This window comes from Orlajensenia flava, assembly GCF_004801905.1.
Lineage (GTDB): Bacteria > Actinomycetota > Actinomycetes > Actinomycetales > Microbacteriaceae > Orlajensenia > Orlajensenia flava.
Genome location: NZ_SSSN01000009.1, coordinates 17173 through 43270, shown reverse-complemented (window position 1 = coordinate 43270; position 26098 = coordinate 17173). Strand labels below are relative to the sequence as shown.

The following is a 26098-nucleotide window of genomic DNA, read 5'->3' as shown; positions in this document are numbered from 1 at the left end:
ACGCTGGGCTGACGAATGTCAGCCGATCAACTGGTAGTTCGCGTCGAGCACCTGCCCGCGGTCGGGCTTGTACTGGTCGAACCCGCGCGGGTCGCACTGGAGCCCGCCGTTGATGCAGTGCTTCACCAGCGCGTCGAGCGTCGCGGGCTCCCACGCGTTGAAGAAGTCGTAGTGCCACGAGAATCCGCGGCCACTCGCGAAATGCGCCCTCGACATGTCGCCACTGAGCGGGAAGGCCATCTTGAACTCGATCATCGGCACCGCGATCGGGAAGCCGTCGGGGCAGACCCCGTTCACCGGATAGGCCATGTTCTTCGAGCCGGCGTGGTGGGCTTCGGCATCCTGGGGGGTCAGGTGCTCGCCGTCCCAGCAACTCGGAGCCTGGTAGCGGATGTTCATCTGGCTACCCGGATCGCAGTACGACGGGATGTCCCAGCTCTTGGAGATGTTGCCGCACTCGAAGCCTTCGACGGCGCCGGGCGCCGTGCGGAACTCATCCTGCGTTGCCATCATGTTTCCGGTCACGAAGCGCAGCCCCTGCGGGAACGGCACCACCTTCTTATAGTCGAGGATGCCGGACTTGTAGTAGATGACCTGCTTGAAGTTGGGCAGCACCTGCTGGTCGCCGTTGTAGAGCGTCGGGAACCAGTAGGCCGAGTGATCCGCCGGCACCAGACAGGTGGTCGACGACGCGAGCAACGACTCGGTCGTGGTGTTCGCGTTCGTTGTCGTGGCACCGAGGAAGGTGTGGTTGTGAGACCTTCCGGGCTGACCCGGGTAGACGATCGGATCGTCGGGTGCGGTGTGCGAGACCCCGCAGTTGACCTGGAATTCGTGGTGCGAGACGTAGTCGTCGGCTTGAGCGCTCGACGACGGCGAGGGGGCGAGCACCCCGAGAAGCGCCACCGCCGCAGCCATCGTCGCGCCCACGAAAACCGTGAGCGCTATCGGACGTCGGATCATTTCATGTTCTCCTTCTGATGGAGGTTTCCCTGGAATCCCAGGGGCGGGCGGTTGCAGCCCGCCCCGGGGACGATGTGGCCGAGTGGCCGTCGTTCGACTACTGGTAGACGCCGAACTCGTAAAGCGAGTAGCCCCAGGGGCTTCCCCGCTGACTGAGGTCGAGACGCACGTAGCGACCCGAGCCGGAGACGGCGAAGTCGTCGACTCCGCCGTCACCATCGGTGACGGTCTTGACCGTCGTCCAGACAACGCCGTCGTTCGACGTCTTCACCGTGTACGCCTTGCCGTAGGCCTTCTCCCAGAGCAACTGCACGTGGTTGAAGGACTGCACGGAACCGAGGTCGACCTGCAAGTACTGCGCGTCACTCCAGTCGCTCGACCAGCGCGTTGCCGCGTTTCCGTCGAAGGCCTGACCGGGCGTGAAGTTGTCGACCGTGGTCTGGAAGGAGGATGCCGATGCCGGCTTTCCCTTGGCGATGTTCGTGCCGGCCACCGGGGGAGCCACGACGCGGAACGATCGGGACTCGACGCTCACGTTGCCCTTGCCGTCCTCAGCCCACACGTAGGCCTTCCACACACCGAGCGTCTGCGGAGCGGTCAGCTGGAAGGTGCCCGGGGTCGGCTGGGGGCCGTCCTGGAAGAGCAGACCGTCGGCGCCGTCGATGTACTTGCTGTTGAAGAACGGCACGTACTTGATGGCATCGCCGTCGGGGTCGGTCGCCTTGAGGCTCACCGTCATGCTCGCGCCGGCAGCCACGTTCTGCGTGACCGTCATGGACGAGATGGTCGGTGCCGTGTTGGCGAAGGATGCGCCCCACGCCTTGCCGATCGAGTAGTAGCCGGGACGCTTGTTGCCGCCGGGGATCACGTTGAACCACACGCCGCCGAAGTCGCCCTCAGTGCCGTAGTGGAAGAACGTCGCTCCGAGTCCGACTCCGGTGTGGTCGATGATGCACTTCCACGAGTTGACCAGCGCCGCAGCCTTCTGAGACTCGGTCGGCTCGGTCGGCACGCCGTTGGCGTCGTTCGGGGTCTCCCACTCGCCGGCTGCTCCACCCTCCGTCACGATGTACGGCTTGTTGTAGCCGCCGTCGATCCAGGTCTTCTTGATGTTGCAGACGTCGCCGTAGGAGTTGACGGCGAGCAGGTCCAGTGCCGGAGCGTTGCGCTTCAAGTAGGGCCAGGCGCCGGTCCAGGCATCCGTCGAGGTGACCGGGTGGTTGGCGTCGACGCCGTGGATGGCGACCGCGACCTCGTTGACGAAGGCGGCGTAGGCGTTGCGAACGTCTTCCAGCTTCTGACCCGAGTAGCAGTTCTGCAGACCGAGAATCGACTCGTTGCCCACGTTCCACATCAGAACGCCCGGGTTCGACTTGTAGGTGTTCACCCAGTTGAGGATGTCGGCCTTCTGGTCGGACTTGTACTTCGAGTCGCTCGTGTAGTCAATGCAGCCTCCGCTGCCGGGGCCGCCGCCTGGTGCCAGCCAGAAGCCGTTGATCACGCGGATGCCGTGAGTTGCGGCAGAGTCGAGCAGCGTCTTGGTGTCAGTGCCCGTGCCCCAGGTGCGGATGGTGTTGGCGCCCTCGGCGACCAGGCCCGGCATGTAGGTGTCGGCCTGAGCGGCTGACGGACCCCAGGTCCAGCCCTTCACGGTGTAGGGCTTGCCGTCGACCTGCAGCTTCCAGTTGCCGTTTCCTCCGGTGACCTTCACCACGCTGGCCTGAGTGAACGGGCCGGGCTGGTTGGGGTAGCCGGGGTTGACCGAACCGGGGTCTGTCGGAGGATCGGTGGGAGGGTCGGTCGGCGGATCGGTGGGAGGGTTGGTCGAGCCGGCTGAGCCGAACACCTTGAACTCCCACAGCGAGTATCCGTAGCCGTTGGCGCGCACTGTTCCGTACATGCGCACGTAGCGGCCCGTGCCGGAGACGGAGAGCGTCTCGTTGCCGCCGGGACCCGTGGTTGTCGAGTAGATCGGCTTCCACCCGCCGGTGCCCGAGTCTGAGACCTGAATCTCGTAGGAGGTGGCGTAGGCGGCCTCCCACGTCAACTCCACGCGGTTGATTGTGGAAGTCTGGCCGAGGTCGACCTGAAGCCACTGCGGGTCGGAGCGTTCGCTCGACCAGCGGGTGCCGGTGTTGCCGTCTACGGCGTTGGCCGCCGGCGTGTAGTCCTTGTTCTCGACGCTGGACGCCGTGGCCGGCTTGCCCTGCGAGAGCAGAACGGTGTCGGCGGCGTTGGCGATGCCGGACGGCACCAGCGCTGCCCCGGTGAGGGCGAGGGCGACGGCGACGGCGAGCATGGCGACCTCTCGCTTCGAGCGGCGCCACCTCCTCGCCGGGCCGGTCGCGACGGATGGGGTTGGATTCACGAATTCCTCCTGGTGTGTCTCATGCGGGCAGCGCGACGCGTTGCCTGTTCGCGGTGTTGCTGAAAAAACGGTGGTGCCGGAAAAGCGGATGGAGGGCCGGGACGGGGACGCCCCGGCCCTCCAGGTGGAAGCTTCCTTAGTGGAAGCTGGTCACCGTCGAGGTGGTGGTGTTGGAAGGCGTGACGTCTCCCACGTTGTTGATCACGTGGCTGATCGTGCCGTTGTTGCCGAGCGAGATGGTCAACAGGTCGTGGAACTTGACTCCCGAAGCGCTTTCCGGAACTTCGAAGGCGCGGGCGGAGTCCACGGTCGGGTCGGAGGCGAAGTAGGCATAGCTGCCGAGCCCCCACGCCTCGTGGGTGGTGACGGAGTCGGCGACCTTGTAAGCCGCGTAGCCGTTCGTGTTCGGGGTGCTCTTCCACGCCGCCTGGTTGGGCACGTCGTAGGGCATCTCGTTCTGGAAGAAGATGGTCTTGCCGTTCTGGCCGTTCCAGAGCACCTCGTACTTCTGGTAATGCTCCACGAACAGTCCGGTTGCCAGCACGTTGTCGCCGTTCACGGTGAGTCCGTTGTCGGCCGTGTTGACGTTCCATCCGACTCCGTCGACGCCGTGGTCGGCGCGCCAGGCCCAGATGTGGTCGACCAGCGTGTTGCTGCTGTTCACGACCAGGCTCGAGGTGGCCTTGCCGACCGCCGCTCCGCCGATACGGAAGAACACGTCCTGGATGGATACCGGGTCGCCAGCGTGGCTGGTCGTGTTGCCCGCGGTTCCCACCGTGAGCAGCGCAGCCGAGTTGACGGTGCCGGCATCGAACAGGATGCCCTTGACGCGCACGCCGTCGACATCCGCCACCTTCATGGCGTTCACCCCGTTGTCGGGGATGAGCGTCGGCAGTCCGATGCCCAGCACGACCGTGCCGGCCTTGGTCACGTTGAGCGTCTCACTCAGGTGGTAGACCCCCGGGGTGAAGAACAGGTTGAGTCCCTGTGCCAGCGCCTGGTTGAGCTTGGTCGCGCTGTCGCCCGGCTTGGCGACGTAGAACGTGTTCATCGAGACCGAGGTGCCGGGGGTGGGTCCACCCGCCCAGCTCGCCCCGCTCGCGCCGGTGCGCTGGGAGGGGAGGAAGACCCGGTACTTGCCGCTGCCGTCGAGGTAGAGGTAGGGCACGTCACGAGAGACGGGCGTCGAACCGAGCACCGTGTAGGGAGGCTTGGGGAAACTCTGCGCCGGGGCTCCGTTCACTCCCGAGAACACCATGTTCCACACGCCGCCGACCCAGCCCTTGATGGTCGAATCCTTGGAGTACCACTGCTGCTGCGAGCCCGACGACACGGTGCCGTCTACCTTGGTGTCCGAGATGTAGCCGCCGGAGGACCAGCCACCGCTCGCCGGCTGCAGTTCGAGGTCTCCCTTGACGTGCACACGACGGAACGGAGCCGCTTGCGACACCGCCCAGCGCTCGCTGCCGCCCACCGGGGTGAGCGCGAAGTTCTCGGCCGAACGCCAGAAGTTCTGCGTGGCGTTTCCGGTTCCGTCGAACGCGTCGACCGTCACGGCGCCGTTGATGGCGACGTCGTCGGGGTTCTGGCCGAGGCCGGCGATCGACGTGTAGTAGCCGATGTTCGCGTACACGCCGTTGTAGGTTCCCGGCTTGAACAGCAGAGCGTCGCGCTCCGACCCGAACTGGTTGACCTTCTGAGCGTTGAAGACGCTGTCGAGCTTCGTCTGAATGGTGCTCGCTGGCATGGACGGGTCGAAGATCGCCACGTTGGCGCCGAAGTCGGGGGTGTCAGAGGTGGGCAGGGGTGTGCCCGTTCCCGTTCCGCCGCCCGTGCTTCCGCCGCCTCCGTTGCCGTTGCCGCCCGTTCCGTTCACTGTCAGCTCGTAGATCGAGTAGCCCCACGGGGTGGCGCGCTGCGTACCGTTGACGCGCAGGTAACGTCCGGTGCCGTTGACGGTGAGGGTCTGCGTACCGCCCGTTCCGTTCGTGGTCGAGTACAGGGGCGTCCATCCGCCGGTTCCGGTGTCGGAGATCTGGATGTCGAAGGCCTTCGCGTATGCGGTCTCCCAGGCGATCGTCACCGAGCAGACGGCGGTGCGGGCACCGAGGTCCACCTGCAGCCACTGCGGGTCGGATGCCGCGCTCGACCACCGGCTGCCGGCGTTGCCGTCAACGGCTGCCGAGGCCGGCGTGCCGCCGTTCTCCTCGCTGGATGCCCTCGCCGGCTGGTTGAGGGCGGCGTTGCTCGTTTCGCAGGTTCCGCCGGTACCACCGCCGGTACCACCACCGGTTCCGCCGCCCGTTCCGGCGGTGCCGAACACCTGGAACTCCCAGAGGGAGTAGCCGTAGCCGTTGGCGCGCTGCGTTCCGTACATGCGGACGTAGCGGCCCGAGCCGCTGACAGTGAGGTTCTGTACCCCGCCCGGCCCGGTCGTCGTCGAGTAGATCGGAGTCCACGTGGACTCGTCATCGGAGGTCTGGATCTCGAAGCCGGTGGCGTAGGCGCTCTCCCAGTTGAGAGTGACCTTGCTGATCGTCGAGACCGCGCCGAGGTCGACTTCGAGCCACTGCGGGTCGGAACGCTCGCTGGACCATCGCGTGCCCGCGTCTCCGTCCACGGCGGCCGATGCGGGAGTGCCGGCGCCTTCGATGCTCTTGGCTGTCGCCTTCTTGCCTTGTGAGAGCAGGGTGTCGGCCGCATGAGCCGGGCCAGCCTGAGCTACAGAAACCCCGGTCAAGGCCAGGGCCGCAGCCAAGAGGATGATCACTCCCCTTCGCATGCGCCGGCCGAGCGGAGATCCGCCGGAATCGGAAAGGGGACTACTGCTGATGCTCATCGGCTGACCTATCGACTTTGGTAGTGGAGCGCTGATGCGCCACGTTCGACCGGGTCGAAGAGATCCGACGTCGACGGTGACGCTTTTCGTAACGACTTAGAACATAGCGTGAAGAAAGCACCCCTACAAGGGGGACGTGATGAAATCTCGATACCGACCGGACAGTACGGTCACGGCTCCACCGTGTACCCCACCCGACGAGCGAGGGGGACGAAGACCTACTCTGCTGCCGTCAACCGGCGGCGGGGAGTCGCCGACTCCTCCGACTCCCCACCCGAGCGGAGGAAGCTCGCGACGGGGAGCGTGGCGGCGCCCATGGCCACCGCATCCGTTCCGAGTTGTGCCGGCGCGAGCTCGAGCCGGGACATGGGGCGATGCAGCGCGTTGGAGGCGATCTCTCCGCGCAATCGGTCGAGGGCAGGTGCGCCGAGCGCGTGACCGACCCATCCGCCGATCACGATGCGGTCGGGCGTGAACAGGTTGACCAGATTGCCGAGGCCGACGCCGAGGTAACGGTAGAGCTCGTCGATCACCTGCGCCGCATGGGCGTCCTCCGGCCCCGCGGAGAGGATGGCCACGAGCCGATCCTCCACCTCGCGGGGATTCGCGGCCTGACGCCGGGCGTTCAGCTCGTCGTAGCGGGCGACCATCGCATCGGCGCCCGCGTAGGCCTCGAGGCACCCGAGCGCGCCGCACACGCAGGGTCGGCCCCCCGCTACCACGGTGGTGTGGCCGAACTCGGCTGGCAGCGATGCCGTCTCGTCGTGCTTGGGCGGCCCGGAGACGATGCTCGCCCCCACGCCGGCGCCGAGCAGCACGATGATCGAGCTCGCGTTGCCCCGGGCCGCACCGAACCAGCGCTCAGCCTGACCGAGCGTGTTGGCACCGTTGTCGACGGAGAGTGGAAGGGATGTCCGTTCCCGCAGCATCCGCTCGATCGCCACGGTTCCCCAGCCGATGCTCTGGTCGAAGACCACGGCCTCGCCGGCGACGGAGTGCTCCACCAGACCCGGAACGCCGACGCCCACGCCGAGGATCTCGCTCTCGGACCGCCCGGACTGCTCGAGCACGGCCTCGATCCCCTCCACGACCTGGTCGACGACCTCAGCCGGTTCGAGCCGTGTGTGCGTGGTCACCGAGCGGTGCGACGCGAGCGCCCGCATCCGCAGGTCGAACAGCTCCACCATGATCGCCGTCTCGCCGACATCCACGCCGATCACGTGGCCGTAGGCGGGGTTGATGTGGAAGAGCCCGCGGGGCCGCCCTCCGTTGGAGTCTTCGACACCGACTTCGAGCACGGCGCCCTGTCGCAGCAGGTGGCCCATCACGTTGCTGACCGTGGCGATGCTCACTCCGGCGGCCGTCGCGAGTTCCTGGTAGGTCAACGGCCCGTGCAGGTAGAGCTCCCACAGGGTGCGTGACTGGTTGCTGCGACGCAGGTCACGCACGGTGGTCGTGCGCGTCTCGGGCATTGCTTCCGCGATTCTGATCGGGTGTGCGGTCGTCCTGCCATCGTAAGCCGTGCGTGGTCGCCTCGTCGTGACGGCTTCCCATCCGCCTCTCCTACTTCGTCAGGGTTCTCACGAGCGCGACGGCTTCCTTCGGACTGACCTGCGGAAGGTACGCCTTGCCGATGGCCATGCCGATGGTCGGCAGCTCGATCGGGTCGGGGTAGGCCATCGATATGGTCTCGTAATCGGGATTGAACTTGGCCTTGAAGCGGAACAGCGAGGAGAAGCCGTATGCGGGTTCCAGCGTGTTGGCGAGGAACTCGCTGAGGCGCGTCATCACGGTGGGCGGCGGCGCACTCTGCCCGGCTGCGAGCGGCTTGGTGGCCAGCGGGGCACCGCTGAGGCTGAGCACCTCGGCGCCGCTCTCCTTCATGTGGAGCGCTGCCGATGCGATGAGGAACTCCATGATGCCGTTCATCGACTCGTCGGTGCGCCTCATGAAGTCGATGGTCCAGCCGATGGGCACTCCGTCGCGGTACACCGGCAGCCAGCTCGTGACGGCCTGCATCCGTCCATCGGGATCGACGGCGAGCATGAGCTTGACCTCAGGGTCCTTGAGCTCCTCCATGCCTCCGAGAGTGAACCCCATCTCGGGCAGTTCCTTCTCGGCCACCCACTCCTCGGAGATCGCGTTGATCTGGGCGACCGTCGACAGCGGCAGCTCGTCCCACGTCGTCCAGACCGTCGTCATGCCCTCCTTGATGCCGCGGTTGAGGGCCTGGCGCACCTTCTGCCACGGCTTTCCGGCCAGCTCCAGACCCTTGGTATGCACCAGGGTCTCCTCGCCGACCGACATGTGCAGCCAGCCCAACGACTCGAAGACCGGCAGGTACTGCGGATGCACGCTGTAGAACACGGGCGTCCAGCTGTTGGCGTCGCAGAACGCGACGAAGCCGCGGATGACGTCCTCGGCATCCGCATCGCTGCAGATCGGGTCGGACAGGGTGATGGCGATGTCGTTGATGACCCGATAGGCGACGGCTCCGCGATCGTCGGGGGCGAACCAGTACAGGTTGCCGGGCCACGTCGCCATGAAGCCGAGCGTTCCGCCCCCGTCGCGACGGATGAGCTCGCGGATGCGCGACGCGTCCTCGGGGGTGGCGCGCGATCGCGACTTCTGCATGAGGATGACGGCCGCGACGATGAACACGATCCAGAACAGGATGCCGACGATCTGGTGGACGATGAAGGCGAAACCGTTGTCGGTGATGATGACGGTGCCCGACGCGCTCACGAAGTGCGCAGGCACGAATCGTTTGCCGGTGTCGATAACGATGTCCCAGACCGTTGCGACCGGGTAATAGCTCGTGATGTTCAGGAGGGCGACCACGAAGTACACGGCTGCGAGCGCGACGAAGGCGATGCCCACCGTCAGCCAGAAGCGTCCGAGCGCCCGGCGCGGAGAACGGATGGCGAACTCCCGGCGGTTCAGCAGCAGGAGGATGATCAACCCGAGCGGCAACAGGCCGCCGGCGATGATCCAGACAAGGAACTCGCCGAGGTCGAGCACGCTGGGGTCGTTGCTGGTCAGGTCCGCGATCGCCTGGCTCACCTCGAACGAGGCCTGGGCGAACAGGAGGATCGCGAGATTGACGCCGATGGCCAGCCACATCGCGAACCGGCGACCGTTGTTCAGACCCCAGCCGGCCAGGAGCAGCAGCGCGACGGGCAGCAGGGAGAGGACCAGCATGCCGAAGCCGTTGTTGTTGACCAGCACCAACTGCTGACGGCAGGTCTCGGTGATCGCGGCGCCGGAGTCGTTGCACTTGTCGATCAGCGCGCTCAGATCGGGCAGTTCGTCCTTGTACAGGTAGGAGGCCGAGGCGAGCGGGGTCAGCCCGGATCCGTTGATGAGTGCGACGACAGGACCGATCGCCGTGACGGCGATGATGGTCGCGATGAGCGTGCGGCGCTCGCGGTGGGAGGCGCGGCTGGGCTTGAGCAGCGCGGCATTGCGTGCGAGGAGGGCTCCGAGCAGGTAACCGGCGATCGCCGCGATGAGGCGGTAGCTGTTGGACGAGTCGCCGTCGTAGAGCACGAAGATGAGGATGAAGGCGAGCGTGACGACGCGCACTCGGCGTCGCCACAGTGCTCCCATGAAGGCGGTGGCTGCGATGAGCGCGCCGACGATGCCGGTCAGTGGGTCGAGGGTGGAGTCGGCGGCTGTCGAGGTCGCCCACCACTCCCCGACGTTGGATCCGAGCCACTGGATGAGCACGCCGACAGCGAGCCCGATCACGCCGGTCACGACGAAGGCGATGATCGCCCGGGCGGTTCCCATCAGTCGTTCGGCAACCCCGAGGAGCACGACGGACAGGATGACGCCCGCGACCAGCTGGAACGGATCGGCCGGCACGAACAACGCGGTGAAGGCGCTCCACCAGTGGCCGAGGTCGAAGGTGGTGATGACGCCGGCCGCCCAGTACGCGAGCGTGTCGGCTGTGGCCGGGCCGAAGAAGGTCCCGGTCACCAGCGCCGTGATGACGAGCACCACCGCGAGGCCGATCGCGAACGGGACGCGGCGTAGGAACCCGCCGATCGCCTCGGCCGTGCTGCGCAGGCGCCCGGCGGGAGCGCGGTCCTCTGCGGCCGACTCGGATTCGGTTCGCGTGTTGCTCATCGCTGGTCCCCTCGTGATGCACACGGCCTCTCCCTCCGGATTCTACGCAGCCGACACAGAGCATCGGGGGAGGTGCGGGGCCTGTTCATTAGGATGAGCGTGCACGACTTCGCCTTCCGACCCCGGGGAGAACCATGGCAGAGCAGTCCCGCCTCGACGCCGTCATCACACTGGCCCAGCACCGTGGCTTCGTCTTCCCCTCTGGCGACATCTACGGCGGAACCCGATCGGCGTGGGACTACGGGCCGCTCGGCGTGGAGCTCAAGGAGAACCTCAAGCGGGAGTGGTGGAACCGCTTCGTCCGCGGTCGCGGCGACATGGTGGGTCTCGACTCGGCCGTCATCCTGCCGACGGCCGTCTGGCAGGCCTCCGGACACGTCAAGGTGTTCAGCGACCCGCTCACCGAATCGCTGGTGTCGCACAAGCGCTACCGCGCCGATCACCTCTTCGAGGCGTACGAGGCCGAGCACGGCCATCCGCCGGAGAACGGCCTGGCCGACATCCCCGACCCCGAGAACCCCAAGGTCATCGGCCAGTGGAGTGAGATCAAGCAGTTCTCCGGGCTCATGAAGACCTACCTCGGTGTCGTCGACGACGAGTCGGGCCTGCACTACCTGCGTCCAGAGACCGCGCAGGGAATCTTCACGGAATTCGCGGCCGTCCTCCAGACCGCCCGCAAGAAGCCGCCGTTCGGCATCGGCCAGATCGGCAAGGCGTTCCGCAACGAGATCACGCCGGGCAACTTCATCTTCCGCACGCGCGAGTTCGAGCAGATGGAGATCGAGTTCTTCGTCGAGCCCGGCACCGACGAGCAATGGCAGGAGGCCTGGATGGAGCTCTGCTGGGAGTGGTTCATCGACCTCGGCATGACGCCGGAGAACATCCGCTGGTTCGAGCACCCGAAGGACAAGCTCGCGCACTACTCCAAGCGCACCGTCGACATCGAGTACAAGTTCGGCTTCACGGGCAGTGAATGGGGTGAGCTGATGGGCGTGGCCAACCGCACGGACTACGACCTGCGGGTGCACATGGAGGCGTCGGGGAAGGACCTCAGCTACTTCGACCAGACCAAGAACGAGCGCTACGTCCCGTTCGTCATCGAGCCCTCGTTCGGCCTCACCCGCGCGATGATGGCGTTCCTCGTGGACGCGTACCACTCCGAGGAGGTACCGAACGCCAAGGGCGGGGTCGACACCCGCACGGTGCTGCGCCTCGACCCGCGTCTGGCGCCGGTGAAGGTCGCCGTACTGCCGCTCTCCCGCAACGAAGCGCTCTCGCCGCTCGCACGCGGCCTGGCCGACGACCTGCGCAAGCGCTGGAACGTCGACTTCGACGACTCGGGCGCCATCGGACGCCGATACCGCCGGCAGGACGAGATCGGCACGCCGTTCTGCGTCACGGTGGACTTCGACTCGCTCGAGGACAACGCCGTGACCGTGCGCGATCGCGACACGATGCAGCAGGAGCGCGTGCCTCTCGACGGCCTGCGCGACTACCTCTCGCCGCGTCTCAAGGAGTTCTGAACCGCCGATCCGGCGGGGCGTCCGTCTGCGCCGGGTGCAGAGACTTCACAGGCACGCCACAGAACTCGTCCAGACAGGGCGCTTAAGCTAGTGCAGGTTCGCCGCCCTGAGCGGCGAGCTCCTGCGTGCGGCTCCGCTTGTTCCTCGACGGGTCGGCCGTGCGCCCTCCAGCCTGTCGGCGCCAGCGTGCTCACGCGCGCGCCCGCGGCCGCCGCCCCTGCGCGGCTCCCGCAGCAGGGAAGCACCAGCATTGGAAGCCCGTGCAGCGTCACCGCCACCGTCAGCAGTCCTCCCTCGTCCGTCCCGTCAGATTCATCACCACCGGTATCGTCGCGGTCGCCATCGCCGGATCCCTCGCATCCGCCCCGTTCATCGCCCATGCGAGCACTCAGCAGAGTTCTGCGCAGCGCACCACGGATGCCCTCTCCCAGCAGGGCTCCCTCGATCGCGAACACCTGTCGGTCTACTCCGAGCAGGCCGAGTACCGTGCGCACGCCGAAGCCGCTCAGACCATCGACAGCGCGAACACCGTCATCGCCGCGGCCAGCTCCAAGGTCGACGCGACGCAGCTCAGCACCACGGTGAAGCAGCTCGCCAATTACAAGCTCCTCAGCGTCGGACGGGTAGAAGCCCTCACCGATGCGACCCAGACGGCCGCGCAGCAGACGCAGAGCGCCATCGCGGCCGCGGACGCGGCAGCAGCAGCCGCCGCAGAGGCGGCCCGGTTGGCCAACACCCCCGACGGCGCCCGCGCTCAGGCCCGCGACATCATGGCATCGAGCTACGGATGGGGCGACGACCAGTTCAGCTGCCTCAACAGCCTGTGGACCAAGGAGTCCAACTGGCGAGTCGAGGCGTCCAACGGCGGCTCCGGTGCGACCGGCATCCCACAGGCACTGCCGGGCGACAAGATGGCCACGGTCGCGGCCGACTGGCAGACCAGCGCGCGCACCCAGATCGTCTGGGGCCTCGGCTACATCAAGGGCAGCTACGGGACGCCGTGTGCGGCCTGGAGTCACAGCCAGTCGCTCAACTGGTACTGAGCGTTCGTGCGGTCGGTCGGGTGAGACCCGGCTAGCCGCGGCGGCCCGTTCGGGCGTAATATCGGTGCTTTGCGCGATCCGCGAATAATCCGCATCGAACCGGGGGAGAACCCATGAAGAACACCCGTCCCGCCATCGCCGCCGTCATCGCCGTCTCCGCTGCCCTGCTGTTCAGCGGGTGCGCGTCCGGGGGAGGCTCGTCAGCGACCACGACCGCCGCTGCCGGCTCGGACTGCTCGAAGCTGCACTCCGATGTGCGCGACATCAGCAACGGAGCGCAGAACACGCTGGCCACCGCACCGGCCGACGCCGACGCCCAGACCGCCTCGGCATCCGCTCTCGCCGACTTCTCCGATCAGGCCAAGAAGCTCGAGGACAGCTACTCCGACAACAAGGGCGTCACCTCTGCTCTGGATGACCTCGCGAGCAAGATCGACGCCGGTCAGGATTGGGTGAAGGCGGCTCCGGTCGACGGATCCGATGCCGACGCCGACACGCAGGCGTCGGTAACCGCTGACATCGATAAGGCTGCAACCGCCGTCGACGACGCCTGCAAGAGCTGATTCACTGCACGGCCCCGGTTCGACCGCTCCCGACGAGCATCGGACCGGGGCCGTTCTGCTGCCCGATTGCAAGTCCTGTCGTAGAGTTGCGTTCATGTCGAGGCGTCTAGCGGATGTTGCGCGCAAGGTCGGTGTCAGCGAAGCCACCGTGAGTCGGGTGCTCAACAACAAGCCCGGAGTGTCCGAGACCACGCGACGGACCGTCCTGACCGCACTCGACGTGCTGGGCTACGAGCGCCCGACCAAGTTGCGCGGCGAGCGGGCGCGGCTCGTCGGCCTGGTCATGCCGGAGCTGCAGAATCCGATCTTCCCCGCGTTCGCCGAGGTGATCTCGGGCGGACTGGCCCAGAACGGCTACACGCCCGTGCTCTGCACCCAGACCGCCGGCGGCATCTCGGAATCCGACTATGTCGAGTTGCTGCTGCACCAGCAGGTCTCCGGGGTCATCTTCGTCGGTGGCGCCTATGCCCAGGCCGACACCTCGCACGAGCATTACGAGCGCCTGCGCGAGCTCGACCTGCCCACCGTGCTGGTCAACGCCCCGGTGCCCGATCTCGACTTCGCGACCGTCTCCTGCGACGACGGCGTTTCGATGGAGCAGGCGTTCAGCCACCTGACGCAGCTCGGCCACACCGAGATCGGCATCCTGCTCGGCCCCACCGACCACATGCCATCCCGGCGCAAGCTCGACGCCGCTCAGAGGGTCTCGAAGGCAGCCGGACTCTCCCTCCCCGAGAATCGTGTCGTGCACTCGCTGTACTCGCTCGAGGCCGGTCAGGCGGCTGCCGCGCGGCTGCTGCGCGAGGGCGTCACCGCGATGGTGTGCGCGAGCGACCCGATGGCCCTCGGCGCGGTGCGGGCTGTCCGGCGCGCCGGGCTCCGCGTGCCAGAGGACATCTCCGTGATCGGCTTCGACGACTCGGCCCTGATGAACTGCGTGGAGCCCCCGCTCACCACGGTGCGTCAGCCGATCGAGTCGATGGGCCGCATGATCGTCGAGCTGCTGATGCGCCAGATGTCGACCGGGTCGCCTCTCGTCGACGAGCTGCTGTTCGCGCCGGAGCTGGTCGTCCGGGCGTCGACAGGGCGGGTCCGCACCGCGGCCTGACATCGTTTCGACCCGCACCCTCACGCGTCTGATGCGACGTCAATTCACGCAAGTTGCTTGCAGATAATTGAGTTGTTGCATCAATTTGTTTCAAACACTACATTTCTACTCGACGCCGCTGATGCCGATCGTTCGCACTCACCGGTGCGCACGGGATCACCGTGCGAATCGATGAGGAGTAGCACGAGTGAGCATGACCGTTCTCGAGGCAGACACGGCGAAGGCGCTGGACGCCGACGCGACCTGGTGGCGCAGCGCCGTCATCTACCAGGTCTACGTGCGCAGCTTCGCCGATGGGAACGGCGACGGCACGGGTGACCTCGCGGGTGTCCGACAGCACCTCCGCTACCTCAAGGACCTCGGCGTCGACGCGATCTGGTTCAACCCCTGGTACCCGTCCCCACTCGCCGACGGAGGATACGACGTCAGCGATTACCGGGACATCCATCCCGCGTTCGGGACCCTGCAGGAGGCCGAACTGCTCATCACCGAGGCGCTCGAGCTCGGCATCCGCACCATCATCGACATCGTCCCCAACCACATCAGCGACCAGCACCCCTGGTTCCAAGCCGCACTCGCGGCCGGCCCGGGCTCGCCGGAACGGGAACGATTCTGGTTCCACCCCGGTCTCGGAGACAACGGCGACGAGATGCCCACCCACTGGGTGTCGAACTTCGCGGGCGACACCTGGACGCGCACGACCAACCCCGATGGCACTCCCGGTGAGTGGTACCTGCACCTGTTCACCCCCGAGCAACCCGACCTCAACTGGAACCACCCCGACGTCGTGGCCGAGCACGAGTCCATCCTGCGGTTCTGGTTCGACCGCGGTGTGGCCGGCGTGCGTATCGACTCGGCCGGTCTGCTCATCAAGGACGCGGCCCTGCCGGAAGTTCCCGAGAACCCGGGGCCCGGTCAGCATCCCACCGAGGATCGCGACGAGGTGCACGACGTCTACCGATCCTGGCGGCGCATCGCGGACTCCTACGAGGGCACCCGGGTGCTGGTGGGGGAGGTGTGGGTTCCGGATGCCAAGCGCTTCGCCGATTACCTGCGCCCCGACGAGATGCACACGGCGTTCAACTTCGACTTCATGTCCCGGCCGTGGGGCGCCGCCGAGTTCCGGGCCTCCATCGACCTCATGCTCGCAGCCCACGCGCCCGTCGGTGCGCCGAGCACGTGGGTGCTCTCCAACCACGACGTGACGCGTCCCGTCACCCGGTACGGTCGCGAGGACAGCTCGTTCGCGTTCGTCAAGAAGCGCTTCGGAACGCGGACCGATCTGGAGCTCGGCACCCGCCGCGCCCGGGCTGCCGCGCTCCTGACCGCCGCCCTTCCCGGCTCGCTCTACCTCTACCAGGGCGACGAACTCGGCCTGCCCGAGGTCGAGCTGCCGGTCGACCTGCTGCAGGACCCGATGCACTTCCGCTCGGGCGGCGTCGATCCGGGTCGGGACGGATGTCGCGTGCCGCTGCCGTGGCGCGGTGTCGAACCGCCCTTCGGGTTCAGCCCCGATGACGCCGCCAGCCAGCCCTGGCTGCCCCAGCCCGCGGACTGGTCATCGCTCACGGTTCAGGCGCAACAGGCCGATCCGTCGTCGATGCTCTGGCTCTACCGCCAGGCCCTGCGCATCCGTCGCCGCGATGACGAGCTCGGTGACGGCTCGCTGTCGTGGCTCGATCTCGGCGCCGACGTGCTGGCGTTCGTCCGCGGCCCGCACTTCGTCTGCGTCACCAACCTCTCCGCCCACGCGATCGCGCTTCCCGAGCACGAGAGCATCCTCATCAGCAGTTCCCCCCTCGACGGGAACGGACTGCTGCCCCAAGACTCCACGGCTTGGCTGCGTACGACGGCCTGACCGGCGGAGGCCGTCGGCGAGACATCCCTCGGCACCAACACCCCATCCACCCCCTCCACACACAGTTCCACAGCTCGAAAGGACCAGACGATGAAGTCAGCAGTCAAGATCGCGATTGCGAGCGCCGCAGCTCTCGCTCTCGCCGGCAGCCTCGCGGGCTGCGCACAGGGCGCGGGCGGTGACAGCGGCGGAAAGCTCCAGCTCCGCGTCGCCACCTTCCCGCCCGGCGCAGACCAGGCCGCTTATGACGCCTTCGCCACGCAGGAGAAGCAGTTCGAAAAGCTCCATCCCGACATCGACATCATCGGCGTCGAGTACGAATGGAAGGCGCCCACCTTCGCCGCGCAGCTCGCCGGCGGCAGCCTGCCCGACGTGTTCCTGGTGCCGTTCACCGACACCAAGACGCTCCTCGAGAACGGCCAGCTCATGGACGTCACCGATGAGATGAAGAGCCTCGGATACTCCGACAAGTTCAACCCCGTCATCCTCAACGAGGTGAAGGACGACAAGGGCCACATCTTCGGGTTCCCGCGCCAGGCGTACGCCAACGGCCTGCACTACAACCGCGACCTGTTCACGGCGGCCGGGCTCGACCCCGACAAGCCCCCGACAACGTGGGACGAGGTGCGCAAGGACGCCAAGATCATCTCCGACCAGACCGGCAAGGCCGGTTACGCCACGATGACCAAGGGCAACACCGGCGGATGGCAGCTCACCACGCAATCGGTCTCCCGCGGTGCGGTCGACCAGACCGACAAGGACGGCAAGGTGAAGTCCACCATCGACAACGCGGCGACCAAGGAGACGCTGCAGTGGCTGTCCGACCTCCGCTGGAAGGACAACTCGATGGGCAACAACTTCCTGCTGGACTGGAGCGGCATCAACAAGGAGTTCGCGGCAGGCAACATCGGCATGTACACCTCGGGGTCCGACGTCTACACCGCCCTGGTCCGCGACTTCGGCATGAAGCCGGCGCAGTACGGCCTCACCGTGATCCCGACCCAGGGTGACGACGCGGGCGTGCTCGGCGGAGGCGACGTGGCGGTCATGAGCCCGAAGATCGACGCGGCCCACAAGAAGGCGGGCATCACGTGGATCGACTGGTACTACATGCAGAAGCTGCTGGACAAGGACGCCGCCGTGGCCGACGCCAAGGCGCTGGCCGCGAGCGACCAGGCCGTCGGCACCCCGGTGCTGCCGGTGCTCGACAAGGCGACGTACGAGCAGGACCAGGAATGGATCAAGCCGTACGTGAACGTGCCGCTGGACCAGATGAAGGGCTTCTCCGACGGAATCTTCGACCAGAAGCCGGTCGGGGAGTCCAAGGTGCAGACCCAGCCCATCTACGCGTTGATGGACAACGTCGTGCAGGCGGTGCTGACCGATCAGAACGCGGACATCGATGCCCTCCTCACGAAGGTGGACTCCGACGCCCAAGCCCTGATCGACGGCAAATAACACGGAACGGATGCCCGGCGCGCTGAGCCCCCGCGGCGCGTCGGGCATCCCGCCCGCCCCCCTGGAAGGAAAGAATCGATGACGATGACCGACGATCCTCCGGCTCTGGCCGAGCCGATGCGCGACGAGGGCGTCGCTCGCCATCCGCAGAAGCGGAAGCGCGTGCGCAATCCGGCCAGCTGGGTGCGCGGCGGCGGTCTCTCGAACCTGATCTTCCTGGCGCCGATGCTCATCGTCTTCGCCGTGTTCAGCTGGGGACCGATCGTGCAGTCGGTGGTGATGAGCTTCCAGAAGACCAACCTGGTCACGCCGGCCGTCTTCGTCGGATTCGACAACTTCGCCAAGGTGCTGGCCGACCCGAACCTCGGGACCGCCATCGTCAACACGCTCTACTTCGCGGGCCTGGCGCTCGTCTTCGGTTTCCCGCTGCCGATCATCCTCGCCGTGCTGATGAGCGAGGTGAAGCGCGGCAAGGGCCTCTACAGCGCTCTCGCCTACATGCCCGTCGTCATCCCGCCGGTCGTGGCGGTGCTGCTCTGGACGGTGTTCTACGACGCGAGTCCCAACGGCGTCTTCAACGTCATCCTGGGCTCATTCGGCATCCCGCCGCAGCCGTGGCTGCAGTCATCCGCCACCGCCATGCCGTCGATCGTCATCGAGGCGACCTGGGCGGCCGCTGGCGGGTCGATCATCATCTACCTGGCTGCGCTCATCGGCGTTCCGCCCGAGCTCTACGACGCCGCGGAGGTCGACGGCGCGGGCATCTGGCGCAAGATCTGGCACGTGACGCTGCCCCAGCTGCGCGGGGTCCTGTTCATCATGCTCATCCTGCAGGTGATCGCCACCTCGCAGGTGTTCCTCGAGCCCTACCTCTTCACCGGCGGTGGCCCCAACAACGCGACGCTCACCATCCTGCTGCTCATCTACCGCTACGCGTTCCAGAACAGCCTGGGTGGCGCCTACGGCGAGGCGACAGCACTCAGCCTCATGCTCGCGATCTTCCTGGGCATCCTGAGCTTCGCCTACTTCAAGCTGACCGAACGATGGAGCACCAATTGACCGCCGGCGTCCCCACCGACCTGAGCCGCATCGAGCGGCCTCAGATGAGCGTCAAGAAGAGCAAGCGGCGTGAGTCGCTCGACGACCTGGCCGATCGTGGCGTGCTGAGCGGCTTCGACCGCAAGCGGCCCGGCGTCAAGATCACGATGAGCGCCGTTCACGTGGTGCTGCTCGTCGGCCTCGTCGTCGCGGGGCTCGGCCCCATCCTGTGGCTGGCGAAGGCGGCCGTCACGCCCACGCAGGACACCCTGCGCCAGCCGTTCGCGCTGTGGCCCCACGGCATCGACTGGGCGAACCTGTCCACCGCGTGGAACGACATCCACATCGACCAGTACTTCCTCAACACCATCATCATCGCGCTGGGGTCCTGGTTCTTCCAGGTGCTCGTCGCGACGACCGCCGGCTACGCGCTGTCCATCCTGCGCCCGAAGTACGCGCCCATCCTCAATGGGCTCGTGCTCGCGACGCTGTTCATCCCCGCCGTGGTGCTGCTGGTGCCGTTGTACCTGACGATCCTGCATCCGCCGATCATCGGCACCTCGATGCTCAACACGTTCTGGGCCGTGTGGCTGCCCGCCGCCGCCAACGCGTTCAACATCCTGTTGGTCAAGCGGTTCTTCGACAACCTGCCACGTGAGGTGTTCGAGGCGGCGAAGACGGATGGCGCCGGTCCGTTCCGAGTGTTCTGGTCGATCGTGCTGCCGATGTCGCGGCCCATTCTCGGTGTCGTGTCGGTGTTCGCCATCATCGCCGCGTGGAAGGACTTCCTCTGGCCGTTGCTGGTGCTCCCCGACCCTGCCGTGCAGCCGCTGTCCGTGCGTTTGCCTGCCGTGCAGTCGCAGACCGAGCTCGACGTGTTCCTCGCGGCCCTCGCGATCTCGACGATCATCCCGGTCGTGCTGTTCCTGGTCTTCCAGCGCTTGTTCCTGCGCAGTGCAGGCCTAGGCGGAGCCGTGAAGGGCTGATCGCCTCTCTCTCGCGCCGAGAACGGAGAATATGCGGGTGTGACGCCCTCACCACCCGCATATTCTCCGATCTCGGCGCGGGGCCGCCGTGACCAGGGCGCGAATTGGTCGGGGGCCGCATCCTGGGATATAGTCTCTAGGTTGCTTCCGAGCGGTTTTCGCCCGGACGAGCACGCGCCCGTAGCTCAACGGATAGAGCATCTGACTACGGATCAGAAGGTTGGGGGTTCGAATCCCTCCGGGCGCACTTTCCTCCGTTAGAGCCCCGACTTCGGTCGGGGCTCTTCTGCGTTCGTATACCGGTGCGGATGACGACTGACCAGCACACGTCGTATCCCAGCGGGCAGCCGCGCCGCACTCATGCGAATATGAGGGCGAGCCAGGACCGCCTGAAGGAGACCTCGATGATGGACACGCCTGCCCCCGACGTCGCCACGACCTACGACGTCGCCGTCATCGGCGCCGGACCGGCCGGCACGGCAGCTGCCCTGCGCGCGGCGGAACTCGGCGCGCGCGTCGTGGTGCTCGAGGCCGATCGCCTCGGTGGCACCTGCGTGAACACCGGGTGCGTCCCCACGAGGGTGCTCGCGAAGACCGCCAGGATGATGCGCGAGGTGCGCACCGCTCACGCCTACGGGATCGCCGTGCGCCTCGAGGACATCGACTGGCCGACAACCGTCGCCCGTGTCCAGCAACGCGTGGACAAGGTGCGCTCGATCAAGCGGGAAGCGCAGCGTTTCGCTAGTGCCGGCATCGACCTGATTCTCGAGGGCAAGGCTCGATTCGTCGACGCCAACACGCTCCAGCTCGACAGCGGCCGCCGGGTGACAGCCCGGTCGGTCATCATCTGCGTCGGAGGACACTCGCGCCGGTTGCCGATCCCCGGTGCCGAACTCGCGACCGTCCCCGAGCACGTGCTCGACCTCCCCGCTCTGCCGAAGAGCGTCGCCATCATCGGTGCGGGGAACACCGGAGCTCAACTCGCCACCATCCTCAGCTCGTTTGGATCGGCTGTCACGCTGCTCGACCTCGCGCCGCGGGTGCTCATGGCTTCCGACGGAGCCATTTCAGCGGCGATCGCCCGTGCATTCCGCGAGCAGGGCATGGTCGTGGAGGAGGGAATCGAGGGCGTCGAACGTCTCGAGCAGGCCGATGACGGATCCATTGTGCTGCACTGGCGTGCATCCGGGCAGCCGGTCGAGGCAGTCTTCGACACCGTCATCATGGCCACGGGTTGGCCGGCGGATGTCGAGGACCTCGGACTCGCTCAGGCCGGTCTCGAGACGGTAAGATCGGCGATCCCCGTCGATCCGCAGTTCCGCACCGCCGCCTCGCACATCTTCGCGGTGGGCGACGCGAACGGCAGCGACATGCTCGTGCAAGCTGCGAACTTCGAGGGCGAAGTGGCCGCCGAGAACGCCGTGCTCGGGACAAATCGCCGATCCCCTCATCAGCTCCTGCCCGCGGGAGGCTTCACCGATCCCGATTACGCGGGGGTGGGGTGGACGGAGGACCGAGCCCGGCAGAGCGACCCGCTCTGCGTCGTCGCCGTCGTCCCGTTCACGTCGCTGGACCGAGCCGTCATCGACGATCGCGAGACTGGTTTCCTCAAGCTCATCGCCGACCGCCGTCGCGAGGTCATTCTGGGCGCGCATGCCGTCGGCGAGAACGCGGTCGAGGTGATCCAGTCGGTGACGACGGCCATGGCGGCGAGTGTGGAGGTGTCGACGCTCGCGAGTGTGAAATTCGCCTATCCGACCTACAGCGCCATCATCGGCATGGCCGCGCGGGAGTTGTTGCGTGTGCCAGCGGACAACTGAGCAGGGTGCATCGATCCGGTACCGACCCGGCGGCGGTGCTTCGCGCGCGAGGCCCTATTTGGTCACGTTGACGAGCCCGTTGAAACCGTCCGGCACGACGACGAGATTTCCGGCCGCCGCGAGCTCCTTGAGAGTGTCGAGGTAGCGCTGACGCAGGATGGGGTCCGTCAGCGACGCCGCCAGGATGGCGTTCGCATCCGCCTCCGCCTGCGCCTGCACGACCTTCTGCTGCGCCGAGACCTTGGCAGCGTCGAGGTTCGCCTGCTCCTTGGTCACGTTGATCTGGGCCTGCTGTGCGGCAGCGTACGAGTCCACGACGGCCTTGGGCGGACGGATCTCCTGCAGGCTGATCGAGTCCACCGAGACGCCGTCGTCCTGCCAGCGCGCCTCGAGGGCCTTGAGGATGGCGGCCTCGACATCGCCACGATTGGTGATGAGCGCGAGCGTCGAGAAGTCGTTCGGCACCAGGCGCACCACCGAGCGGATGTCCTGCTCGATGAAGGAGGTCTTGAAGTTGTCCTCCGACAGGAACTTCTTGTAGATGTCGGTGACGGCATCCGGGCGGATGGAGTACCGCACCGCGATATCGATGTTCGAGGAGACGCCGTCCTTGTCCTGCACGGTGATCTGGGGGCCTGCCGCCGTCCCGCCGTTGTTGTCGGATGCCGCCCCGTTCTCGCCCGCGAACACGATCTGCTGGTTGCGGATGTTGAACGTGACCGTGTCGACCCACGGCGCCTTCGCCTGCAGGCCGGTGGAGTTGTTCTGCCCGACGACGTTGCCGGTGATGTCCTTCAGCACGTTCGCCTGACCCGGATCCTGGGTGTAGAAGCTCGTGACGGCGAGGATGACGACCCCGACGCCCGCGAGCGCGATCGCGATGCCGCCGGCGATGCGAGCGCCGAGCTTGTAGCCGCCGGCGCTCGTCGACACGTCGGGCGCGACATCCGCACCGCCAGCTGCCTGCGCCTTGCGGTAGCGGCTGAGGGCGAACACGAAGGTGGGAATCGCGAGCAGGATCAGGACGAGCGCGAACACGAACACGGGGGTCTGCTTTCTTCAGCGATGGCAATGCCGGTGCTGGAGTCTAGCGACGCCCTGACCCCCTCAGGGCGAGGTGTGCCGTCGACACTCCGAGAGGCTCGGAGACGGGGACGGATGCGCGGCGCGAGGTGCTCAGCGGCGGCGCAGGTCGCGGGTGGCCGGCCCCTCCAGCCGTTCGCCGGATGCCGCGAAACGGGACCCGTGAGCGGGGCAGTCCCAGCTCGCCTCCGCATCGTTCCACGTGAGGATCGCGCCCAGGTGCGGGCAGATTCCGGTGACGTGGCAGGTGCGTCCATCCACGGTCGATGCGGCGACGGGGGCGATGCCGATCCGGCCGACGGCGCCCGCGCCCTCGGGAGGTGTCGCATCCGGAAGCCGATGCACGAGAGCGCGCGTCCACCCGACGGCGTAATGCTTGGCCACCGCGGCGTTCATGCCGATGCCGCGTCCGATCGCCGCAGGAAGGGTGACCCGGTGATGCAGCACGGCCGCCCACTCGGGTGTACCGCCGAGCAGGTCGCCGGCGAGGGTAATGGCGCACTGCGCCGCGTTGGTCATGCCCCACTTGTCGTAGCCGGTGGCGAGGAAGATGCGGCCGCCGCTGCGCGGAAGCCACCCGACGAACGGCACGCCATGCGGGGTCTCGTAGTCCTGAGCGCTCCAGTCGTGCGTGCGTTCCGCGCCTGGCCAGGTCGACTCCGTCCACGCGAACAGTTCGTCACGCTGTGACGCGGGTGATGGCTCCCGTCCGACCGTGTGGCCGTAGCCCCCGACGAGCAGCAGCTCACCGTCACCCTCAGGAGTGGTTCGAATCGACCGACTGGGCTCGTCGACGCTCAGGTACATGTCACGCGGCAGCGACCCCGGCACGCGGTAACTCGCCGCGTACGAGCGCTGGGCGGCCAGCTTCGCGAAGTACAATCCGCGGTCGAGCATCGGGGTGCCGGTGGCGAGCACCAGCCGCTCGGCGCTGAACTCCCCGCGATCCGTGTGGACCCGCACCGGGTGCCGGGCGCTCGCACCGCTCACGCGCACTCCTTCTCGGATAACGCCGCCGAGCGAGCGCACCTCGTCCGCGAGAGCGGCGAGCAGCTGCATCGGATCGAACTCGGCCTGGTCGGCCAGCCGCACCGCGCCGAAAGTGGGGAACGGCAGTCCCGCGTCCGCCTCCAGCGTGACGGCGAGCCCGGCTGTCGAGGCGAGGCGATACTCCTCCTCGACGGACGCCGCGCCATCCGGCGTCGATGCGAAGCTGACGGCGTCGCGACGTTGCACGGCAACGCCATGGCCTTCGGCGAAGTCGAGCACCCAGCGTCGACCGGCGAGGTTCGCGCGCACGTAGGCGTGCGTGGCGCCGTCCGTACAGCGCGCGTTGATCTTCTGCAGGTGCGCGCCCTGCAGCACGCTCAGCTTCGCCGTCGTGTTGCCGGTCGCGACGGCGCCGACCGTCCGAGCCTCGAGCACCGCGACGCGTCGGCCGGCTCGGGCGAGCAGCACGGCGGTGATGAGCCCCGTGATGCCCGCACCCACGATGATCTCGTCGAAATCGGGTCGCGAACGTGCATCCGTCTCGATCGACGGGGACCGGTCCAGCCACAGGGAACTCATGGCTCGACGGTACGCTCGCGAGCCGACGCCGGCGACGGGGTTGCCTCGCCGCGAACCGCGCTATATCGCGAGGGCATGCAGACGCATAAACTGGACGCGTAACGGGGCCCTCACCCCTCGGCACGATGGGAAGAATCACCAATGGGAATCCTCTACTACGGCACGCCAGCCGCGGAATTCACGTTCGACGACCGGGTGCTCGCCCACCTCCAGGTCGTCTTCAGCGCCAAGCTGCGACGCCACGAGAGCTTCTTCTTCAGCTGGACGGATGGCGTCGACCTCGGCAGCGGTCGGCGGGCGCTCTGGGTGTCCGATTCCATCCCCCTCTATTTCCGCTTCAACGGCTCGCGCGCGCCGCTGCTCAACCGGCAGTGGCTCGATGAGCTGGCGGCATCCGCGGCGAGCACTCAGGGGCTGGTGCTCGGCGAAGAGCCCGTGATGGCCGAAGTCACGGCCTGACGTCATGATCACGGAGCTCGGCGAGGGCGAGATCTTCGTCTTCGGCTCCAACGCTTCGGGCGCCCACGGAGGCGGCGCGGCGCGGTACGCGTACGATCACTTCGGCGCCGTGTGGGGTCAGGGCGAAGGTCTGCAGGGTCGCTCCTACGGCATCGACACGATGAGCGGATTCGACGTGATCGCGGATGAGGTGGCCGACTTCCTCGAATTCGCCGAGCAGCATCCGCAGCTCCGCTTCCTCGTCACCGAGATCGGGTGCGGCATCGCCGGCTACCGGCCCGAGCAGATCGCCCCGTTGTTCGCGGAGGTGCCTGACAACGTCGTCCTACCGCAGCCGTTCATGGATCTGCTCTGAATCGACGTTCCGACTCGCCGATTCACCCCCCTTCTGGGTACTGTGTGGCACGATGCGTTTGTATATGGTTGTCCGAAGGTGTTCGCTCCGGTGATCACCCATACCCGATTCCGCGTCACGCGAGGTTCTTTCAGAGGCCTTGTGGTGCGCAGACACGTGATCCGACCCGAAAGGCACGTGGACATGGAGCCCGAACTCCTGTTGCCCACCCCGGAGCGCCCAGCTCCGGCCTCCCTCGACCGCGCCCGCGCTTCGTCCTTCGTGGCGACCGGACGTTCACGTGACGCGTCATCGGTGTGCTCTCGACGGGCCATGTTCGGGTAGCCCGGCCGAGGAGGCAATCCTGCGAGGGACTGCCGCGATGGGGTGGGGAGTAGGGTCTCCGCCCCATCGTCATTTAACGGATGCGCTGCATCACTCGGCGGCTTGGAGCTTGTCGCAGAGTTGGGCGAGATGGGTCATCTCGTCGGAGTCCAGCACGGACCCGACCCGGCGCCGGATGGACTCCGCGTGCTGCACGGCGACGCGGCGGTAGGCGGTGTAGCCGGCATCCGTCAGCAGGACGATGGCGCCGCGACCGTCTTCGGGGTCGGCGATCTTCTCGAGGAAGCCCAGGGCGACCAGCCGGTCGACCAAGCGGCTGACGCTCGGCTGCGTGAGAAGCACGTGCTTGTTGAGCTCGCGGAGTCGCAGTCGGCGTCCGGGCTCTCGGCTGACGTTGAACATCACGTCGTACTCGTTGAACGAGATCTCCTGCGTCGGAAACTCGGTCGCAAGGGTGCGCATCACCGCGACCTGGGCGCGGAACAGCGATTCCCATGTTGCGACAGCGAGCGCGCGATCCGACATCTGCCCGACCTCCCCTTCGAGTCCAGACTAGGGGTGAAGTCGCCGACCTACGCGCGGGCCAAGCCCGGTTGACGCAAGTCGTCCG

19 protein-coding genes and 1 tRNA gene are annotated in these 26098 nt (G+C 66.9%); 12 read left to right on the top strand and 8 right to left on the bottom strand.

The window, feature by feature from the left end; genetic code table 11:
- Positions 1-18: 18 nt before the first annotated feature.
- From E6C70_RS11875 to E6C70_RS11855, 5 genes are all read right to left on the bottom strand, one after another.
- On the bottom strand, positions 19-963 hold the full coding sequence (locus tag E6C70_RS11875; protein ID WP_207670137.1) for a DUF1996 domain-containing protein: 945 nt from the start codon (positions 961-963) through the stop codon (positions 19-21).
- Between the two features lie 97 nt (positions 964-1060).
- Positions 1061-3331 (bottom strand): discoidin domain-containing protein, encoded by a 2271-nt coding sequence (locus E6C70_RS11870; RefSeq protein ID WP_235833425.1) that lies wholly within the window; start codon positions 3329-3331, stop codon positions 1061-1063.
- A 136-nt stretch (positions 3332-3467) separates the two neighbouring features.
- On the bottom strand, positions 3468-6170 hold the full coding sequence (locus E6C70_RS11865; RefSeq protein ID WP_235833424.1) for a discoidin domain-containing protein: 2703 nt from the start codon (positions 6168-6170) through the stop codon (positions 3468-3470).
- Between the two features lie 218 nt (positions 6171-6388).
- On the bottom strand, positions 6389-7642 hold the full coding sequence (locus E6C70_RS11860; protein ID WP_136424764.1) for an ROK family transcriptional regulator: 1254 nt from the start codon (positions 7640-7642) through the stop codon (positions 6389-6391).
- Between the two features lie 91 nt (positions 7643-7733).
- Positions 7734-10301, bottom strand: a complete 2568-nt coding sequence (locus tag E6C70_RS11855; RefSeq protein WP_136424763.1) for a rhomboid family intramembrane serine protease — start codon at positions 10299-10301, stop codon at positions 7734-7736.
- 134 nt (positions 10302-10435) lie between these two features.
- Between E6C70_RS11855 and E6C70_RS11850 the strand changes: the two genes are divergently transcribed.
- The 10 genes from E6C70_RS11850 (at position 10436) to E6C70_RS11805 (ending at position 21698) form a co-directional block, all read left to right on the top strand.
- Positions 10436-11824 carry a glycine--tRNA ligase gene (locus E6C70_RS11850; protein ID WP_136424762.1) on the top strand — a complete coding sequence of 463 codons (1389 nt, stop codon included), beginning with the start codon at positions 10436-10438 and terminating at the stop codon, positions 11822-11824.
- 260 nt (positions 11825-12084) lie between these two features.
- Positions 12085-12867: an aggregation-promoting factor C-terminal-like domain-containing protein gene (locus E6C70_RS16740; protein WP_168770942.1), complete on the top strand. Its 783-nt coding sequence runs from the start codon at positions 12085-12087 to the stop codon at positions 12865-12867.
- Positions 12868-12980: 113 nt separating this feature from the next.
- Positions 12981-13430: a hypothetical protein gene (locus E6C70_RS11840; protein WP_136424760.1), complete on the top strand. Its 450-nt coding sequence runs from the start codon at positions 12981-12983 to the stop codon at positions 13428-13430.
- A gap of 94 nt (positions 13431-13524) precedes the next feature.
- A complete protein-coding gene (locus E6C70_RS11835; protein WP_136424759.1) occupies positions 13525-14538 on the top strand; it encodes a LacI family DNA-binding transcriptional regulator in 1014 nt (337 codons plus the stop codon).
- A 193-nt stretch (positions 14539-14731) separates the two neighbouring features.
- Positions 14732-16396, top strand: a complete 1665-nt coding sequence (locus E6C70_RS11830) for a glycoside hydrolase family 13 protein (protein ID WP_136424758.1) — start codon at positions 14732-14734, stop codon at positions 16394-16396.
- A 90-nt stretch (positions 16397-16486) separates the two neighbouring features.
- A complete protein-coding gene (locus E6C70_RS11825) occupies positions 16487-17854 on the top strand; it encodes an ABC transporter substrate-binding protein (protein WP_136424757.1) in 1368 nt (455 codons plus the stop codon).
- 84 nt (positions 17855-17938) lie between these two features.
- Positions 17939-18913, top strand: coding sequence for a carbohydrate ABC transporter permease (locus tag E6C70_RS11820; protein ID WP_328590850.1), 975 nt, complete (start codon positions 17939-17941; stop codon positions 18911-18913).
- 44 nt (positions 18914-18957) lie between these two features.
- Positions 18958-19878, top strand: a complete 921-nt coding sequence (locus E6C70_RS11815) for a carbohydrate ABC transporter permease (RefSeq protein WP_235833456.1) — start codon at positions 18958-18960, stop codon at positions 19876-19878.
- Positions 19879-20052: 174 nt separating this feature from the next.
- Positions 20053-20125, top strand: a tRNA-Arg gene (locus E6C70_RS11810).
- Between the two features lie 157 nt (positions 20126-20282).
- The gene (locus tag E6C70_RS11805; RefSeq protein WP_168770941.1) at positions 20283-21698 is read left to right on the top strand and encodes a dihydrolipoyl dehydrogenase family protein; all 1416 of its coding nucleotides are present in this window, start codon (positions 20283-20285) and stop codon (positions 21696-21698) included.
- Positions 21699-21752: 54 nt separating this feature from the next.
- Here E6C70_RS11805 and E6C70_RS11800 read toward each other — a convergent pair whose 3' ends face one another.
- Both E6C70_RS11800 and E6C70_RS11795 read right to left on the bottom strand, forming a co-directional pair.
- Complete coding sequence (locus E6C70_RS11800; RefSeq protein WP_136424754.1) at positions 21753-22742, bottom strand: prohibitin family protein; 990 nt, start codon at positions 22740-22742, stop codon at positions 21753-21755.
- A 132-nt stretch (positions 22743-22874) separates the two neighbouring features.
- Complete coding sequence (locus E6C70_RS11795) at positions 22875-24350, bottom strand: FAD-dependent oxidoreductase (protein ID WP_136424753.1); 1476 nt, start codon at positions 24348-24350, stop codon at positions 22875-22877.
- A gap of 141 nt (positions 24351-24491) precedes the next feature.
- Here E6C70_RS11795 and E6C70_RS11790 point away from each other — a divergent pair, with 141 nt between their 5' ends.
- Together E6C70_RS11790 and E6C70_RS11785 are read left to right on the top strand one after the other, a co-directional pair.
- Positions 24492-24809: a DUF7882 family protein gene (locus E6C70_RS11790; protein ID WP_136424752.1), complete on the top strand. Its 318-nt coding sequence runs from the start codon at positions 24492-24494 to the stop codon at positions 24807-24809.
- A 4-nt stretch (positions 24810-24813) separates the two neighbouring features.
- Positions 24814-25164 (top strand): A1S_2505 family phage non-structural protein, encoded by a 351-nt coding sequence (locus tag E6C70_RS11785; protein ID WP_136424751.1) that lies wholly within the window; start codon positions 24814-24816, stop codon positions 25162-25164.
- A 414-nt stretch (positions 25165-25578) separates the two neighbouring features.
- Here E6C70_RS11785 and E6C70_RS11780 read toward each other — a convergent pair whose 3' ends face one another.
- The gene (locus E6C70_RS11780; RefSeq protein ID WP_136424750.1) at positions 25579-26013 is read right to left on the bottom strand and encodes a MarR family winged helix-turn-helix transcriptional regulator; all 435 of its coding nucleotides are present in this window, start codon (positions 26011-26013) and stop codon (positions 25579-25581) included.
- Positions 26014-26098 lie beyond the last annotated feature (85 nt).

Coding starts and splice junctions, on each gene's coding strand:
- E6C70_RS11825 (WP_136424757.1), top strand. CDS start 16,487: ATGAAGTCAGCAGTCAAGATCGCGATTGCGAGCGCCGCAGCTCTCGCT.
- E6C70_RS11875 (WP_207670137.1), bottom strand. CDS start 963: ATGATCCGACGTCCGATAGCGCTCACGGTTTTCGTGGGCGCGACGATG.
- E6C70_RS11785 (WP_136424751.1), top strand. CDS start 24,814: ATGATCACGGAGCTCGGCGAGGGCGAGATCTTCGTCTTCGGCTCCAAC.
- E6C70_RS11790 (WP_136424752.1), top strand. CDS start 24,492: ATGGGAATCCTCTACTACGGCACGCCAGCCGCGGAATTCACGTTCGAC.
- E6C70_RS11830 (WP_136424758.1), top strand. CDS start 14,732: ATGACCGTTCTCGAGGCAGACACGGCGAAGGCGCTGGACGCCGACGCG.
- E6C70_RS11860 (WP_136424764.1), bottom strand. CDS start 7,642: ATGCCCGAGACGCGCACGACCACCGTGCGTGACCTGCGTCGCAGCAAC.
- E6C70_RS11795 (WP_136424753.1), bottom strand. CDS start 24,350: ATGAGTTCCCTGTGGCTGGACCGGTCCCCGTCGATCGAGACGGATGCA.
- E6C70_RS11865 (WP_235833424.1), bottom strand. CDS start 6,170: ATGAGCATCAGCAGTAGTCCCCTTTCCGATTCCGGCGGATCTCCGCTC.
- E6C70_RS11850 (WP_136424762.1), top strand. CDS start 10,436: ATGGCAGAGCAGTCCCGCCTCGACGCCGTCATCACACTGGCCCAGCAC.
- E6C70_RS11805 (WP_168770941.1), top strand. CDS start 20,283: ATGATGGACACGCCTGCCCCCGACGTCGCCACGACCTACGACGTCGCC.
- E6C70_RS11855 (WP_136424763.1), bottom strand. CDS start 10,301: ATGAGCAACACGCGAACCGAATCCGAGTCGGCCGCAGAGGACCGCGCT.
- E6C70_RS11840 (WP_136424760.1), top strand. CDS start 12,981: ATGAAGAACACCCGTCCCGCCATCGCCGCCGTCATCGCCGTCTCCGCT.
- E6C70_RS11835 (WP_136424759.1), top strand. CDS start 13,525: ATGTCGAGGCGTCTAGCGGATGTTGCGCGCAAGGTCGGTGTCAGCGAA.
- E6C70_RS11820 (WP_328590850.1), top strand. CDS start 17,939: ATGACCGACGATCCTCCGGCTCTGGCCGAGCCGATGCGCGACGAGGGC.
- E6C70_RS11780 (WP_136424750.1), bottom strand. CDS start 26,013: ATGTCGGATCGCGCGCTCGCTGTCGCAACATGGGAATCGCTGTTCCGC.
- E6C70_RS11815 (WP_235833456.1), top strand. CDS start 18,958: ATGAGCGTCAAGAAGAGCAAGCGGCGTGAGTCGCTCGACGACCTGGCC.